Consider the following 17068-nt stretch of genomic DNA (forward strand, 5'->3'; position numbering starts at 1 on the left):
CCCCTATTCTTCAGACGCTGTTTCAGACACTACGTCGTTCTCATCCAGATCAGCCAAAAGGTCAACACGTGAATCACACCAAGCAGCAATATTTGCCGCAAACGCATCATCGTCTATCGAAGACAAACGAACACGGCCTATGGCTTCGGGCAATGGGAACATAAATCTATTTGAATGAGCAAAACAAGCTGCTCTTACAGCATCGGTAAGCTCCTGAGCTGATACATCACAGGCAACTTCGCCTAAACCAAAACGTTCGAGCAAAGCATCTTGAGCATACACGAGGTCTATTTTGGCTTTACCGCAACCGACTGCCAAACGCGAAGAGAATCGCAGATCCTCTGCAATAAGTACTGCTTCCGGACAACCTTCCACCAGCTCATTAAGCGCGCGAGCAAACACTGTGCCATAGGAAAGTGCCTGACGCATGGCAAGCGACGTTGCAGATGCCAGCTTGCAGCGAGAACGAACAAGCTCAAGAAGATGTGTCGCAAAAACATCAACATTGCCAGCAGCTATAGATTCAGCATCACCTGCAAGTGAGGCAAGCGCATCATTTCCGTCACATACGGCAGTTGCAACACTCAAGGCGAGAGCTGCCTCAAAAGCATCGCCCTCAACCAACCCAGGAAGATCCAAATCGAAAAATGCCATGCGAGGATACGTTTTCACAGATATCATGCGACCGCGGCCATCCTCAACATCCAACGCTCGCGGAGAGGCAATACCTTCCAGCAAGGCAAACGTATCGGTAGGAACAACCGCAAGTGGGGTTCCTCCACACCAAACACCGCTTACAAACGATGCCAATCCTAAAGTCTTGCTATCCCCAACAGCAAGTATGACATCGTCGGCAGTAATGCCTGCAGCATCGAGCTGCTCTATAAGCTCTTCAGCCGATTTGAGCGTACAGCTCTTGTCGGTTGGTGATGCAAGTATGACAGCATTAAATCCTCCGTCTGAGAGCTGGCGACGAACCTCTTGAGAGATTTCCTCTGAAACACCTTCGCCAATAAATGCAGCTGCCAATCTTGGTTTACCGGTAAGAGAACGCAGCTCCTTGCCCATCGAATCAAGCGCACCATGTCCCATGCGCAAATCGCACGATGTTCCAGGCAAGGCCATAGTTTGACGCTTTACCAGAACTGCGCCAAAAGTCTCCTCGCTCATAGCAAACCCCTCTCCCACAGAATGCAGCCCGCTTCCTGAGCTACTTCGTCGAATGTCTTTCCAGTAATACTTATAGTGACGTCTGCCACCGCTTCATAGAGCGGACGCCTATGCTCATAAAGAGCAGGCGCATCATCCAAAGTTGTAAGTTCTGGACGGCGAGAAAGACTTCTTATCTGGCGCAAAGAATCATCAAGACAACCATCGAGAAAAACAATGGTTCCCATATGCGCCATCAATTGCCCGTTCTCCCGACGCTCTACAATACCTCCACCGCAACTTACCAGAAGGCTTTTACGTCGAGCAAGGCCACGGAGCACCACGGTTTCGGCATCACGAAACGCATTTTCACCTTCTGCTTCATATATTTGCGCCACCGACTCATGGCATGCAAGCTCTACAAGCCTATCGGTGTCAACGTACGCACGTCCAAATAAGCGGCCCAAATTTCGTGCAACGGTAGATTTACCTGCACCGAGGAAGCCCACGAAAAAGATGTGGTCACACCCCTCGTGACTCACATAGCCCTTTCTGTTGCTCGAAACTTGCATCGCATGCTCCCGCCTGTATACGCATGATTTTATCATCCGACACAGCGGCAGACATCATACGGTGGTACCTCACAGTGCAACGAAAATGCAACAGAGAAAGAGTGCAGCACCTGAAAGCCACGGTCCGAGAGCAAAGGTTGACTGCCGTCTTTTAAGGGCCCACAACATACCCAATAAACAGCCCGCACACAGGATAAAGAGAACCCAAAAGCCAAGAATTGTTGCCCAAGCAGCAAGATATTTAATGTCACCAAATCCAAGGCCGGTAACATTTTTCAAAGAACGGATAGAGAGCTCTAGTGCCGTCAAAATACTCAAGGTAACAAAGGCGAAAATTATGCACTCCGATGGTGAAGGAAGCATGCGGACAAATCGTATAAGCGGAATAGATGCCGAAGAAAACCCCACCACATTCATCGGCAAAAAATGAGTTTGTAGAAGCAACCGAATGAGTTGGAGCAACAAGCCAAAAAGAGCAAGCACACCTGACAACGTGTTAGGTATTTCTCGGTTGCGAGCATCCTTAAGACCAACAAGGAACGCTATCGCAACCAAAATAATCACGAACGGGTAGTATCCCCTTTCTCAGATGTCGAATCATCATCCTGCTCAAAGGTTACTCCAGAGAGCACAATATTCTCGACAACGCGAAACGCTTGCGTATAGAAAAGGTCAGTACGCGACTGAGGTCGTACGAGTATAGTACGCACTCCTGCCAAATTGCCAGCCATAACATCAGTAAACACTTGGTCCCCCACCAGCACTGCCGCCTCGCGTGGAATTCCAAGACGCTTCAACGCTGTCCAAATGGCAAAAGGCGCTGGTTTCATGGCATGATCAACCTTCTGGACACCGAGCTCGCGCGCCGACTGTGCCACCTGAGTTGAATGGAAATTATTCGAGACCAAACAAAGCTCAAGACCGAGCTCGCGCGCATGGTCAAGCCAGTCGAGTACGGCCTGTGGGGCATGCTCTGCATCTCTGGGAACACAAGTATTATCCCGGTCGAGCAGGATTGCTCGAAGGCCAATATGGGCTAACTCATCTACATCAATTGCTGGAACGCTCGAAACGTAGCGCCACGCCTTTAGGATGGCCACAGACACTCCCTACTTACTGAGCTGCTTGATCAGCCAGAGCTTTATCAATTGCCGCCTGATGTTCCTCATAGGTCTTCGAGAAGGTGTGGTTTGAATAGTTGCCATTCTCAATAATGAGGAAGTACAGGTAATCCGTAGATGCCGGCTCCATTGCCGCCTTTATAGATGCCATGCTCGGAGTACAAATGGGCGTTGGAGGCAGCCCTTGATTGAGGTAAGTATTGTACGGACTTTCCTGTTTCAGGTCGTCAGCGGTTACTTCTCCACCAGTTACATACCCCATAGTAGCATCGCTTTGAAGCGGCATACCATCCCTCAGACGGTTATAAAATACCGATGCAACAAGCGGTCTATCTTCATCTGTGACCGCCTCGCGTTCAATAATTGAAGCAATGGTAAGAATGTCATAACCGTCAAGCTCAATACCATAAGCAGATGAAATATTTGCAGCGGCCGCATCAAGGTTGAGCGGCACAACCTCTGCCTGATACTGATCGAGCATCGCACGAATTACCGTATCGGCATTTACTTCTTTTCCTGAAAAATCGTATGTCTTGGGATACAGGAAACCTTCAAGCGAATCGTCCTGCGCTTCAGACAAGAAAGGATAATCATTCACATAGTTTGAAGCTTTTGCCTGAGCCAGAAAAACATCCTGCGGAATCCCTAAGGACGACTCAACCTCGCTTGCAAGACGTGCCTCAGTAAGTCCTTCTGCAACAACAAGGCGCGACTCAGTGGTGTTAGGCCCCTGAACCAGCTGTTTTACGACATCAGAAACATCTTCTCCGGTGACAAAGGAGTATGTGCCACTCTTAAGGTTTTGCTCAGCACCCTGCGCACGCAATTCTTTGTAGAACTCATCCTGGCTAGAAAGAACTCCCGCCTCACTCAGTTCAGAGTAAATGGTTGCCGCTCCTGAGCCCTCAGGAATGGTAATGGTAACTTGCTGGCCTGCAGGCACCCCTGCATTTTTCTCAGAACCATTCAAAACCGAACAGGCGACAAAAACTATGAGGACAAGAGCGATGAGCGCTGCGATTGTTCCAACTAAAACGGGAAGATGTGAGGGTTGCTGCGTCCGATGACGAGAGTGTGCTCGACGTGTTGTATGCGTTGATAAGGATGAACGACGATGGCTAGATGCTGTCGTGCGAGCAGATACTCGCGGAGAAGCCTTGCGTGTCGTGCGCGATGTCCCATGCGCAAGCGTACGACGTGTAGCCATGAAACTCCTTTTCAGAGATAACCGTATTAGTTACTCGAAACCTGCTTGCGTGAATCGAGCCAGGTCTGCAAAAACAATGATGCAGCAACCATATCTACTTTGCCGCGCATTGCACGTTCTGAAAGCCCCTCTTCATGCAGGATACGCTTTGCCTCTTTTGAGGACAGCCGTTCATCCACAAACTCCAGCGGAAGACCGCAATTTTTAGCAATTTGTTGGGCATGTGTTACTGCTTCTTCAGCCTGTGGACCCAACTCTCCAGAAAGTGTCAGCGGACGCCCACATACTAAAAGCTCGGGTTCCCAATCTTCCAAAACACGCCTAAAAGAAGAGGCGTGAGCGAGTACCTCAGCAGCTGGCAAAACACAAACTGGTGAAGCTACTCGCTCGGAGGGATCGCTTATTGCAATCCCTACGCGCACTCTTCCTATGTCAAGCGCCATAATGCGCACGTTAGCAATCCTGCGTAAGAGCACTGCGCGCAGCTGCAAGTGCTTCGTCAATGCCTTGTGCGTTGGCGCCTCCAGCCTGAGCCATATTTGGCCTACCGCCACCACGGCCACCAACATACCCAGCGAGCTCTTTAATAAGCTTTCCAGCAGCAAAGCCGGCGTCAACCGCCTTATTATCCGCAGCAGCTAGCAAAGCGACTTTACCCTCTGGCGTCTTGGTGGCAAGCACACACGCAATAGGACCTGTTGCCTTATCACGAATAGCATCCCATACCTCGCGCAAACCCTTAGCATCTAAGCCATCGCGGCGGACAACAACACAGTCGTAGTCTGCAAGTTTGATAGCAGAGGCAAGAGCTTCTTCAATACCACCTGAGTTTGCACCTGTAAGCGCCTCATGCAATTTCTTTTCTGCAGTACGTGCCTGGTCATGAAGGGCATCAACACGTGCAGGAGCATCTTCCGGACGACACTTAAGACGAGTAGCAACCTCATCAAGCAGCGTCAGACGTTCGGAGATATATGCCAGAGCGCCTTCGCTGGTGACAGCTTCTATACGGCGAGCATTTGAACCAACAGAGGATTCAGAGATGATCTTAAACAGACCAAGCTCTGCTGTTGAATGAGCATGCGTGCCACCACAGAGCTCACGGCTAAAGGGCATATCCGATTCTCCGGTGGATACAACACGAACAACATCGCCGTACTTCTCACCAAAAAGCGCCACTGCTCCGGAAGCCTTTGCTTCCTCGATGCCCATAATCTGGGTAACAATGGGTTCTGCAGCAAAAATCTCTTCGTTAACGAGCTTCTCAATCTCTGCAAGCTCTGCAGCAGTCACCGCTTCAAAGTGCGTGAAGTCAAAGCGCAGACGATCAGGTGCAACCAGCGAACCAGCCTGGCTTATATGTTCACCCAAAACACGCTTAAGCGCAGCATCCAAAAGATGCGTTGCCGTATGGTTACGACGAATCAGCTCTCGACGATGGACATCTATTGCAGCAACACAGAGAGCTCCGGGACCGACTGTTCCCTGAACAACAACACCTTCGTGAGCAACAATTCCACCGGCATGGAGTTTTGTGTCGCGCACTTCAATCTTGAAAGCGCCGCCAATTCCTTCAAGGACGCCGGTATCCCCAACTTGACCGCCCATCTCGGCATAAAACGGCGTACGGTCGAGCACAACAGAGACTTCTTCTCCTACCGAGGCACCATCAACTACCTGGGAGTCGGAAACTAATGCCAATACTTTTGCCCCATCAAGTTCATTGGTATCGTAACCGCAGAACTCGGTTGCAGGATAGCTATCGGAAAGCGCCACCCACACATCGTTTGCTGCACCCCATGCATCGCGGTTAGCGTTTGCGCGAGCACGCTCACGCTGTGCTTCCATCTCACGATTGAAGGCATCCATATCCACTTCATGACCAGAAGTGGCGCAGATCTCTCGGGTGAGATCGATAGGAAATCCGTACGTATCATGCAGTCTAAAGGCAACTTCACCAGAAAGCTGAGCGCCGGCCTCTAAAGCATGAAGTTCGTCGAGCAGGTTCTTCTCACCAGCATCAAGCGTAGAGATAAAGCGCTCCTCCTCAGCGTGAACAATGCCTTCAATGAGCGCACGATTCTCCTGAATCTCCGGATAGGTATCGCCCATCAGGCGCACAACCTCACCGATATACTCGGACAAGAACGCACCCTCAATACCAAGAAGACGGCCATGATATACCGCACGACGCAGCAAGCGGCGAAGGACGTAACCCCTTCCTTCATTGCTTGGCAAAATACCATCGCCAATCATGAAGGTAACTGCACGAGCATGATCGGCAACAATGCGAAGACTGCGATCAGCGCTAGGGTTGTCACCATACGCATGGCCAGACAAACGCACGCCTACGCCAATAAGACTCTGCAACAGATCGCCATCATAGTTGGTCGATTTGTGCTGCATGATAGCAGCAATACGCTCGAGACCCATGCCCGTATCGATATTGCGATGAGGAAGCTCCGGCATCGAGCCGTCTTCCTGACGATCATACTGAGTAAATACGAGATTCCAAAACTCTAGAAAACGATTGCAATCATCACAGCCAGGTCCACAGGTCGGCTTGCCACAGCCGAATTCCTCGCCCTGGTCAAAGTAAATCTCAGAGCATGGACCACAAGGTCCCGTAGGGCCAGCGGCCCAGAAGTTATCATCTGCACCCAAGCGGGAAATGTGATCATAAGGAACACCCTGCTCGTGCCAGAGCTCGATTGCCTCATCGTCGTCTTCAAAGACCGTCATATAAAGACGCTCAGGCGGAAGCCCCAAGTGGTCAGGATTAGTAATGAAGTCGTATGCCCAAGCGATAGCATCTGCTTTGGAATAGCCACCAAACGAGAAATTGCCCAACATCTCAAAGAATGACAGGTGCGTGGCATCACCAATGTTGTCGATGTCGTTGGTACGTAGGCACTTTTGGCAGGAGCAGGCACCAATTTCTGCCATTGTCTTGATGCCCTGGTAATACTCCTTGAACTGGTTCATGCCAGCATTGGTAAGCAAAAGTGACGGATCGTCGGGCACCAGCGACGACGACGGGTACAATTTGCAGCCCTTTGATTCGAAGAAGGAAAGGAAGTCTTCACGGATCTGGGCAGTAGTCATGGTCTTATAATCTGCGGTGCTCATGCGTCTCCCATGTGTTCAACTGAGGTTATGCAACTGTAGAAGTATACCGCGTAGGTTATCTTTTGTCCGCTTAAGCCCAAGGCACAACGAGAAGGACAAAGATGTATGAATAAAGCGGGGAGAAACCTTTGGTCTCTCCCCGCTTACACCGTTTGCTTTGGACTGGCTATTACATCACTGAAGCTATTTTCTCATTCGACGCACTCTTACGCCAACGGCCAGAGCAACCACGCCGAAACCAGCTGCAGCAAGCAAGACCGGAATGCCCAGCCATGAGCTATCGCCGGTACCAGGCAGCGCAGGTCCTCCCGCCTCACCTGGATTATCGGGGTTTTCTGGATTATTAGGTTCTCCCGGTTCTCCAGGTTTGCCTGGTTTATCAGGCTCTCCTGGTTTATCCGGATTGTACGTATTTGTCCACGCAAGGTCCGTAGATGCTGCAGAATCTTCAGCCGACCCCTCAACCGTAATGGTTGCGGGAGAAGCAACGAGCACATTGTTTTCCTGCGTAACTTCATAACTTACCAGGTAGACCGTATCGTCGTAGGTAACCGAATTATCATCACCAGCAATCTCCCATACCTTATAAGTATAGGTACCTGGCTGCTCAAACGTAATACGGCCAAAATCAACTGTCGCACTCGTAGTGCCCGCTTCAGGCGTTACAACAAGGGTAGCCGAAGAACCATCAGCATTGAGTGAAGCATTTCTAGGATACGGCACATTCACGCCCTCTGCTGCCCCTTCATACGTACCCTCAATACCAAAGGAAAGTGTTTCACCTTCAGTAAATGTTCTGCCTTCCATTGTCTTGGTACCAACAAGCGGCACCGTAACATTGGATGCGCGGTTCTCAATAGAAACAATCGTCACACCTGTGAAGAGTGGAGAGAGCTCCCTGTCCTCAAGATTTTGTCGCGGTTCGGTAACGTGCTCTTGACACTGATATATCGCAAGACCCGGCTCGCCTTCATCCACCGTAAAACGACGATCACTGCCTTCTACGGCGTCGTAATCAAGTACAGCATTACCAGCATCCGAGAAAGTCAGATGAATATCGTCGGCACCATTAACCTTTTCCCATTGAGCATCGCTGCCGTCACGCACCATACGCACGGCTCTCAGATCATGCAGGGTAGCATCGACATCATCATCGGTTGCAAACTGCACCATAGAGCGTACAAGACGTCCAACACCGCGAGTAACCGTCACGCCGTCGCCCGCTGCTCCAGCATCTGCAAAAACACCCTCGGAGGAGACAGTAATGCGTGACGCGCGCATATTCCGCTCGTAGCCACCAGGTGCATTTACCTCAGCAGCATAGTAGGTACCATCTTCAAGCCCAGTGAAGATCACAGCACCCTCAAGGTCGATAGCATCACCATCTGCTTTGGAAAGGGTTCGCGTCTCACCCGTGTAGCCCTCAATTGGAACGGCGCCTTCCTTCAAGGTGTAGCCACCATCCTCATCGATTGTCACATCGTTCTCGGTGAAGAGTCCCATAGTTGCACCGTTAATAGGAGCACCGTCTTGATCAATCTTTTGGACAATAACGCGATTCAAAATATTGGGTACGTACAGACGTGCAGAAAACTCGCGTGTAAAGCTATCGGCATTGGTAACCGCATAGGTATTTGCTGCTCCAGCGCTCGCAAGATCGTCGCGAGATGCAGTCGTATAGTAATAACAGCCGCGCAGCGTGCCATTACCATCACCAGAGCCGTTGAAATATACATAGTCCTGGAGACGCCCGGGCAGTTCCTCGATTTCTGCTTGCCATGCGCCTCCTGATCCCAATGTAAAGACCGCAGCAGAGCTGGATTCACCATCCATTGCTTTACGAAGCGCATCAAGCGCCGCTTCTGAACCAGTTCCTTCTTCAACCGTCCAACCGTCGAGTGCGTTACCCGTAACCGGGTGCCATACTCCATTCGCATCGCACTTCTCAACCACAACAAAAAGCGTGCCCTGTGTAATGAGTTCGTTACCGCTTACTGATTGGTCATCCCCATAGTTAATTGAGCCACGCACAGAAGTTGTTACTTTTGGTTCTGCGTAAACGCCCGTATTCCACTGATCTTGAGAGAGTAAAAAGGTGGCTTCCTGCTGATTTGCTGTCTGATTACCGTCGTAGTGCTTAAGGTAGAGTTCAATGTCTCCGCTTGAGCGGTAGCCAGCTGGGATCTGCGTCTCACGCAGGGTAATATTCCGTACGCCTTCATCCCAAAGATGATTAACGGTAATTGGGTAACCCTCATTATCGCGCAGCACAACACTGCCATCATCTTCCGTTACAGCTTGGCAGATAAGTGTATCTGCACTGGGCTCCATACCATCTGTTGTGTTGTAGACCTCAAACCCTGCACCAGGAAGCAGATTGCTATTCTGATCCACCTTCACAAGATCGGATTCGGGAATAGCTACCAGGTTATACCGCAGCGAGAGGTTGGAATCGTAATTGCCTCGCTCCAAGTAATAGAAGTCCAACGTATGATACGAGCCATCCTCAAGCGTATCCCCAGAGAGCCCGAGTGTGTCTTTAAGGGTGGTGTCGGTGTAGATAGACTCACCATCGTCATATTCATTGTTCATATTTTCATCGCGGTAAACGATGACCCTACCCGTGCGGAAATTGATCGTAATGGCTGCCGCATCATGATTGCCACCAAGGTCTCCCACAAGCTTGCCGTCGATAAAAATCCAAACATCGTCATCGCCGGAGAAGTTGTAGGTCACATCGATTGGAGTTCCATCAGGTGTGGTCGTCTGTCCACCCTCTTGCTGTACAAAGCGCGTGGACATACTAAGACCAAAGTAGTGATTCAACTCAGAGTTGATAGATTTAATACTCTTTGGAGAGAGTGTGCCTTCTGGCGTTAGTTCATCGCTATTAAATACCTGATCTGCCGTATTAAAAGGAAAGAACTGACCCTGCTTTGAGTTACCTGTTTCATTCACTGCCCAATTGTCGTACAGGGTAAAAGAATCGGTGTCTTCATTAAATTGGGCAAAGTTTTTGTGACTATCGTAGTAGTAATAGCCTTGATCATCCACTTGCAAAAGGCCGCTAACATTCGAGAAAGACTGCCGATAGTCTGAATTGGGATAGTCTGGATCAAAGAGGTAAGCAAGGGACTCCCCTTTAGTCTTACCAACTGCAAGTGTGGGATAGCCATCGCTTCCGAGCACATTTTCTACGATGCCTACGCGAGGGCCTCGGCGATCTCCAACATAGTTATTGAGATTGTCATCTGTTGCAGCACTCGTTTGACCCTCTGGGACCTCAACACTTGGGCCCATATTTTTACCAAAAAAGAGCGAGTGACCTAAGTTAATTCCAATTTCCTGCTGGCCTGTTAGCTGGTCATCAGGATCTCCACGACCGTTTAACCAGTAGTCAAAAAGATCGATCGTAGTACCACGCGGAGTAACGCCGGGAACCGTATGGTCACTGAAATTAACTGCACCGAACGCTCGTGCGGGGCACATGCTCACAATAAGCACCCAAACAAGCGAACACACTAAAACTAATGCACGCCACACTACATGAGGGTGCTCAAGGAGGTGCACCCCCCCCCGAGTCGTTTCAGACGTTCAACCATCACTCACTCCTACTTCAGGTTTCCAATAAAACAAATGGAAAAATTGAGAAGTAAATTCTCTGTTTATCAGTATAAGCCCTGAAATGATTTGAGAGATGAGCCAATCCGGTTAGATTTTTCTACCTGAAAATATCTATTCATAAGGTCTACATAAACTTGCATAAAGTGACCTCAGTGACATTGCCTCAATCAGCACGTATCCTTTTGAACACTCGATACACTATGCATTATCGTGCTTATTGTCCTCGACTGTTGTATCTGAAGGGGTATTTGTATTCTCAGAAGTTGTGTCTTTATGAGCATGAGTCATGTGATGCAAAGCACGCTCCCAGCCCTGCTTCGGACGAGGTTTAGCTATTGCTTCTCCGGTAGAAGGAAGTGGCGCGATTTCTGAATCGCCAAAACGATCATCCCCCACCGCGTCACAAGCAGGTACTGGCGATCCTTGTGCATCTACATAGGGCGTACCGCGGAAAAGAGCGCCTTCATAGGAAACGATCTGTGTGTCAGTTTTTGATTCAAAATAGAACACAAACACGCCTTTGATGATGGCGCAAAGCGGCAGAGAAATAACCATGCCGAGTGTACCGAGAAGCGTAGAGCCCAGCACCAGAGCCGTAAGCGAAAGTACGGGATGAATTTGCATGGTGGATTGGTTGATCCTTGGAACAATAACGTTATCGGTAAGGTTTTGAGACAATACCGCTACGACAAGAGTCCAGAATGCCATGACAGGGCTATAGAGCAAGGCAATGACGGTAGCAATTGCTGCGGAAATTGTTGGTCCAACCACTGGAATAAAATTCAGAATGCCCGAAAGAACACCCATTATTTCTGCATAGGGATGCCCAACAAGCTTAAAGCCCACAAAAGCTAAAAATCCTTGGATGAGCGAATTAACGACTGTTGATCGTAAATAACCACCAACTGAACGAGCAACAACAGCGCTTAATACTTGATAATCATGCGAACGGCCAGGGCCAAGAATGCGACAGATTTCCCTATTGATCTTGGGATAATCCAGAACCAGCCAATATGCAAAGACAAAGCCAAGAAAAACAAGAAAAACAGCTGAAGCAATATTGCTCACTGCAGGCACAAAGCCATTTCCTATTGCCGAAAGCAATGTGGAAACCATCGTGCCCAAAATACCTTGTACAGAATGAATTATCTCATCCATGCGGACATGCTCACTGATTTGCCGCACGATATCGTAGTTGTTCTGCAGATTGGTTATCCAGGAGCCTATAGAAGAGATGCGTTCGGGAAGATTCTGCAACAAGCTTGTCATCTGAGAAAGCAGAAGCGGGATCACAAGCGCAAAGAGCAGAACAACGCATGCAATAACTGCGATTACACCAAAGAGTGCCGCAAACCCACGGGGAACATGATGGCGATCAAGCCAATTGACAAGAGGAGAAGAAACGTAGGCTATTAACAATCCAATTGCAAGGAAGAGCAGCACACTCGAAATGCGACCGAGCACCATAATAGCCACTGCAGCCAGCACAATAATGCCCACCACAAGCCATGCTTTTGCACACATATCACGAACATGCGCACTGCGTTTATCGCACGTATTGATACGGTTTCCTGAAGTAAATTTTGTTGGCTGCATGGCTACTTCTCTCTTATTGTTTCACCAACACCTGCAGTGTTATCGTCCAAGACCCTCCGGGTCAATCTTTTCCTGAATCCGCTTAAGAGTGCGTCGTAGCAAACGGGAAACCTGTACCTGCGAAACACCAAGTCGTTGAGCTATTTCAACTTGTGTAAGCCCTTCAAGAAAACGCATGCGAATAACTTCTTGTTCGCGCGGCGAGAAATCACGAATGGTATCTTCTATCACCATACGATCATCTGCTGAGTCAAGCGCTTCATCCTCGCTTGCATAGCGATCGATAATCGAAGGTGCATCTTCTTCATCTGAAGAAGATGTCTCAAGCGATACAGAGCTATATGCCCCACTGGATTCCATTGCCTCAAGTACCTCATCAACACTTGTATTAAGACTTTTAGCAATTTCCTCGACCGATGGGGTGCGTTGCAGCTCTTTTGTAAGTTCTTCAGTCGCCTGATTTACCTTTGCAGAGAGCTCCTGCAAACGACGGGGAACGCGTACACTCCAGCCTTTGTCACGGAAATGACGCTTGATTTCTCCAAGAATGGTGGGCGTTGCATAAGTGGTAAATTCCAAACCACGCGAAGGATCAAAGCGATCGATTGCCTTGATAAGACCAACGGTACCCACCTGAACAAGATCGTCTAACGGCTCGCCACGGTTCTTAAACTTAGCCGCAAGAAAATGCACCAGGTTGAGATGATTCATTATGAGTTGCTCACGAGCGTCCTCATCGCCGTGCTCTTTATAGCGTCGGAAAAGCTCATGGGTCCGAGCTTTATCCCAAGCAAGCTTACTGCGAGAACCACGCCGAGCAGACTCATGCACAGCATTCTTACTCGGCATGCGTACCCCCAGCAACCTTCGCTAAGCGAAGAAGGTTATGCTCTCGATCTACCTCGTACTCATCGCAAACCGCTGAAAGAAGTAAGTCGGCATAACGTAAGGCATCTGGTATTTCTTCTTCATCCTCAGAGGCATGAGAAAACTGTTCACCTAAGGAAAACGTCATATCAATACGACTGTCATCCAAAGAAAAAGCTACCTCACAGCCCGAAGTGTTCGTAGCACAGGCAAAGACAAAGCCCTCTTCTGCTGCCATACGCACTTCATCAACATCGTCAACATCCATACCGCAAACCACCGCAAGATTAGAAGCAAGCATACGCACGGTACGGGCAAATGATGGCTCAGCAGGAACAGTGAGTCCTACAACCCTATCTGACATAACTGTCCTCGAATTCTCTTCAGGATACTTGCACTAGATATTTCTGTGAGCTTATATACCCAAGCCCCTAATTCTCTGCAGCTGCATTATCTTCATTTTTCTCAGCAGTGTTTTGGGGAGCCTCATTTTTATCTTGAGGTGCAGCGTCAACTGGATAGGTAATATAAACGCGCTCACCACGCTCATGCTTTGCTGCTTCTGCTGGTGTTGCTTCAGCATTTTCCGCCTGAGAATTGCTGTCTTCTGGAGCAGCTAATTGTGCCGGCTCATCCGAGCTGGCATGTTGTTTTCCAGTAATGCGATGCGCAAGCCCCACCAACCCATCAGCTGCAGCATTTGTAGCCTTTGTTACGGCATCTGAAACAGAGGCACCCGTGCTTGTTACCGTTGAAACATCAGTCAAAATATCATCCACACGAACAAGGTCTACCGAGAGGGCATCAACAGCCGTACCAACCTTGTCCAACAAAGGTTCCACGCGAGCAGAAGCTGGCTCCAACTCTTCGGTAATGCCGTCGAGTCGCTGTATAACAGGTTGGGCATCAGAAAGTACACTGCTCACATCATCAAGCGTTCCATCAATCTTCTCAACAGCATGATTTACCGCCTTGCGTGAAGAGCGCAAAGTAAGTGCCAATTCAACGACAGCCCAAACAAGCACTAAAAGCAAAGCAACAATGGCAAGAAAAAGAACCGTCGACTCCATGACACCCTCCTATATAGGCACACCACATTCTGCGATGACGTTGAAGAGATTCTACCCATTCGTAGAGTTATCTGACGCATTTCCTCGATTGCTTGTATCATCCGCTCGGTCACGAAACACAGAATCTATGCGCCATGCCTCCCAGCCTCGAGGACTGGGATGGAAAAAGGCACCTCGTTGAAGTCCATCTGGAAGATACTGCTGGCTCACCCAGCCGCCTTCAAAATCATGTGGATAGAGATAAGATCCATAGGCATCTGACCCAGGACGATGTCTATCGCGCAAATGATTGGGAACTTCGCGACGCGGTCCTTTTCGCACCTCAGCAAGAGCCGCATCTATACCAGCCTCAGCAGCATTGGATTTAGGAGCCAATGCCATATACAGCGCCGCTTGTGCCAGATTGATACGACATTCCGGATAGCCAATAACTTCCGCGGAACGAAAAGCTGCTTCAGCAATGAGAAGAGCTTCTGGATCGGCATTACCAATATCCTCAGAGGCAAGAATGAAAATACGCCTTGCAATAAACTTTGGATCTTCGCCCGCATCTATCATGCGTGCAAGCCAATAGAGTGCTGCATCCGGATCGGATCCACGCATCGACTTGATAAATGCCGAGATAATGTCGTAATGCATATCGCCGGATTTATCGTACGGCAACCCTCGACGAGGATTTGCTTCAAGAACATGCTCTGAAGTAATGCGAACTTTATTGTCTTTACTTGCCACCTCACCAGGAGCGAGTGCCATCTGACTGGCCAGTTCCAACGAGGTAAGCGCTGCTCGTCCATCTCCCCCAGCAAAGGCAACAATTTCATTAAGGGCATCGTCTTCAAGGGCAAAAGCCCCATCAAGCCCATGAGGACTCTCGAGAGCTCGTGCAATTAAGACCCGAATTGAGGCATCATCAAGCGGCGTAAGCTCCACAACGCGCGAGCGACTGAGAAGAGCAGAGTTCACTTCAAAATAAGGGTTTTCGGTTGTGGCACCAATAAGAACAACGGTGCGATCCTCAACAGCATGAAGTAACGCATCCTGCTGAGAGCGATTAAAGCGATGAATTTCGTCCACGAACAGGATGGTACGGCGACCTCCGGTGAGCAAACGCTGCTCAGCAGCCTCTATCTCACGGCGCAAATCCTTGACAGTGCCGGTGATTGCAGACACTTCAATAAACTCTGCATGCGTTGTGTTAGCAACAATCCGAGCAAGGGTAGTTTTACCCGTGCCAGCCGGCCCATATAAAATGACACTTGAGAGCGCGTCGTGCTCAATAGCACGACGCAACCATGAATCTGGACCGACCGCCTGGGACTGACCTACATATTCTGCAAGCGTCTGCGGACGCATGCGCACAGCCAGCGGAGCGTTCTCATTGCGCTTAAAACGTTCTATGTTAGTGAAGAGCGTATCCATTCGAACAATTGTACGCCTTACAGCTTGAAACGGCCATAGTAAAACTCAAAGCAAACAAGAACTATGTTATGCATGTACACCCTCGACAAAGTAGCCCCGATATGGGAAGAGCGATGACGCAGCTGGAAAAAGCTTCTCACACGTGGCAATAAAATAATCATCAGTCATAGCAGAAATAAAATCCACTACCGTCTGGTCGAGATCCTCTTGCCAAGCATACCGCTTTCCATAGAACGACAAACGGCGCTCGGTTGGCAAGATATGATGCGCAAATATTGCAGCAGATTCATCGCCAGCTTCAAGAGCTTCGTATTCATGACAATAAAGCTCTTCAAACAGCTCTGCAACATCTGAAGAAAAATCGCCATTGACCTCAGCTGCTCCATAAATCTTTTCGTAGTTTTCACGCTTAGCACGGCGCATCTCAGAAAAGCCGGCTTCGCTCATAACAATTTTGTCTGCATGCAAGCTGTGTTCAACAATGTCTACAACGAATGCCGATAAAGCCCATGCATTATAGCCTCCACCCATGCCATCTTCGAAGTCTTGTTCTGACAAAAGCCCTGCGCGAATAGCATCTTGTCTATCTTTTCCCACATAAGCAATGATGTCGGCAACGCGCACGACACAACCTTCAAGCGTCATAGGACGTAAATGATTAATACGAGTAGCACCACGCTCCCAGCAATCCTCGACCGTCTCATCAAATGTCAGAAAATCTGAGAGGCTGCTCGTTTCAAAAACTTGCTGTTCAAACTCACCGTTATGGCAGAGCACGCCATCAAGCACTTGCAGAGATACATTGCGACCACAAAGAGTGTCGGCTACACGAACACTTTGGACATTATGGAAAAACCAACGCCCTGTGCGACGATGATATACCTCAGATAAGAAGCGCTCCCCCGCATGACCAAAAGGGGTATGCCCCAAATCATGGGCAAGTGCAATAGCCTCAATAAGGTCTAAATTGAGACCTAAAGCACGACCAATATCGCGTGCAACACGCGCAACAAGTTGAACATGCAAACCACGCCGTGCAAGATCATCATTCGCACGAAATGAGAAGACTTGCGTTTTGCCTGAAAGGCGATTGTACGCAGGAATATGCACGATCTTCTCGGCATCTCTCACAAATGCAGGACGCAGGGGGCTTTGTTCGTCACGTTCGCACGTCTCTCTACGAATAGCTGCATTCGATGGGCAAGCATGTGGCCCTGGCACACCACGACGAAGCGTTTCTGCAACTTGAGCAGACGCAGCAGAAGAAAGCTCAAGGGGTAAGTTAGGGGCGCAGCGGTTAAAAGTTACGCTCAT

The 17068-nt window shown here is 49.2% G+C and carries 14 protein-coding genes; all 14 read right to left on the reverse strand.

Annotated elements, in window-relative coordinates:
- Positions 1-3 precede the first annotated feature (3 nt).
- The gene (locus ACQY6Y_RS00300) at positions 4-1170 is read right to left on the reverse strand and encodes a 3-dehydroquinate synthase (protein ID WP_428378316.1); all 1167 of its coding nucleotides are present in this window, start codon (positions 1168-1170) and stop codon (positions 4-6) included.
- Complete coding sequence (locus ACQY6Y_RS00305) at positions 1167-1721, reverse strand: shikimate kinase (protein WP_428378317.1); 555 nt, start codon at positions 1719-1721, stop codon at positions 1167-1169. Before ACQY6Y_RS00305 ends, ACQY6Y_RS00300 begins: the two co-directional genes overlap by 4 nt.
- A 69-nt stretch (positions 1722-1790) precedes the next feature.
- Entirely contained in the window at positions 1791-2285 is a 495-nt protein-coding gene (locus tag ACQY6Y_RS00310; RefSeq protein WP_428378318.1) for a prepilin peptidase, read from the reverse strand.
- Positions 2282-2821: a YqeG family HAD IIIA-type phosphatase gene (locus tag ACQY6Y_RS00315; protein ID WP_428378319.1), complete on the reverse strand. Its 540-nt coding sequence runs from the start codon at positions 2819-2821 to the stop codon at positions 2282-2284. Before ACQY6Y_RS00315 ends, ACQY6Y_RS00310 begins: the two co-directional genes overlap by 4 nt.
- Positions 2822-2834: 13 nt before the next feature.
- On the reverse strand, positions 2835-4049 hold the full coding sequence (mltG, locus tag ACQY6Y_RS00320; RefSeq protein ID WP_428378320.1) for an endolytic transglycosylase MltG: 1215 nt from the start codon (positions 4047-4049) through the stop codon (positions 2835-2837).
- Positions 4050-4075: 26 nt separating this feature from the next.
- Positions 4076-4501, reverse strand: a complete 426-nt coding sequence (gene ruvX, locus ACQY6Y_RS00325; RefSeq protein ID WP_428378321.1) for a Holliday junction resolvase RuvX — start codon at positions 4499-4501, stop codon at positions 4076-4078.
- 1 nt (position 4502) lies between these two features.
- The gene (gene alaS, locus ACQY6Y_RS00330) at positions 4503-7178 is read right to left on the reverse strand and encodes an alanine--tRNA ligase (protein WP_428378322.1); all 2676 of its coding nucleotides are present in this window, start codon (positions 7176-7178) and stop codon (positions 4503-4505) included.
- Positions 7179-7361: 183 nt separating this feature from the next.
- Positions 7362-10667 carry a SpaA isopeptide-forming pilin-related protein gene (locus tag ACQY6Y_RS00335; RefSeq protein ID WP_428379926.1) on the reverse strand — a complete coding sequence of 1102 codons (3306 nt, stop codon included), beginning with the start codon at positions 10665-10667 and terminating at the stop codon, positions 7362-7364.
- 333 nt (positions 10668-11000) lie between these two features.
- Positions 11001-12398 (reverse strand): AI-2E family transporter, encoded by a 1398-nt coding sequence (locus ACQY6Y_RS00340; protein WP_428378323.1) that lies wholly within the window; start codon positions 12396-12398, stop codon positions 11001-11003.
- 39 nt (positions 12399-12437) lie between these two features.
- A complete protein-coding gene (locus ACQY6Y_RS00345) occupies positions 12438-13247 on the reverse strand; it encodes a SigB/SigF/SigG family RNA polymerase sigma factor (RefSeq protein WP_428378324.1) in 810 nt (269 codons plus the stop codon).
- Positions 13237-13629 (reverse strand): ATP-binding protein, encoded by a 393-nt coding sequence (locus tag ACQY6Y_RS00350; protein WP_428378325.1) that lies wholly within the window; start codon positions 13627-13629, stop codon positions 13237-13239. The genes ACQY6Y_RS00345 and ACQY6Y_RS00350 overlap by 11 nt, the downstream gene beginning before the upstream one ends.
- A gap of 67 nt (positions 13630-13696) precedes the next feature.
- Positions 13697-14335, reverse strand: coding sequence for a hypothetical protein (locus ACQY6Y_RS00355; RefSeq protein ID WP_428378326.1), 639 nt, complete (start codon positions 14333-14335; stop codon positions 13697-13699).
- 51 nt (positions 14336-14386) lie between these two features.
- Positions 14387-15754, reverse strand: coding sequence for a replication-associated recombination protein A (locus ACQY6Y_RS00360; RefSeq protein ID WP_428378327.1), 1368 nt, complete (start codon positions 15752-15754; stop codon positions 14387-14389).
- Positions 15755-15820: 66 nt separating this feature from the next.
- Positions 15821-17068: a deoxyguanosinetriphosphate triphosphohydrolase family protein gene (locus tag ACQY6Y_RS00365; protein ID WP_428378328.1), complete on the reverse strand. Its 1248-nt coding sequence runs from the start codon at positions 17066-17068 to the stop codon at positions 15821-15823.

It is taken from the genome of Olsenella sp. Marseille-QA0557, from assembly GCF_965119725.1.
In the GTDB taxonomy this organism is placed as follows: domain Bacteria; phylum Actinomycetota; class Coriobacteriia; order Coriobacteriales; family Atopobiaceae; genus Coprovicinus; species Coprovicinus avistercoris.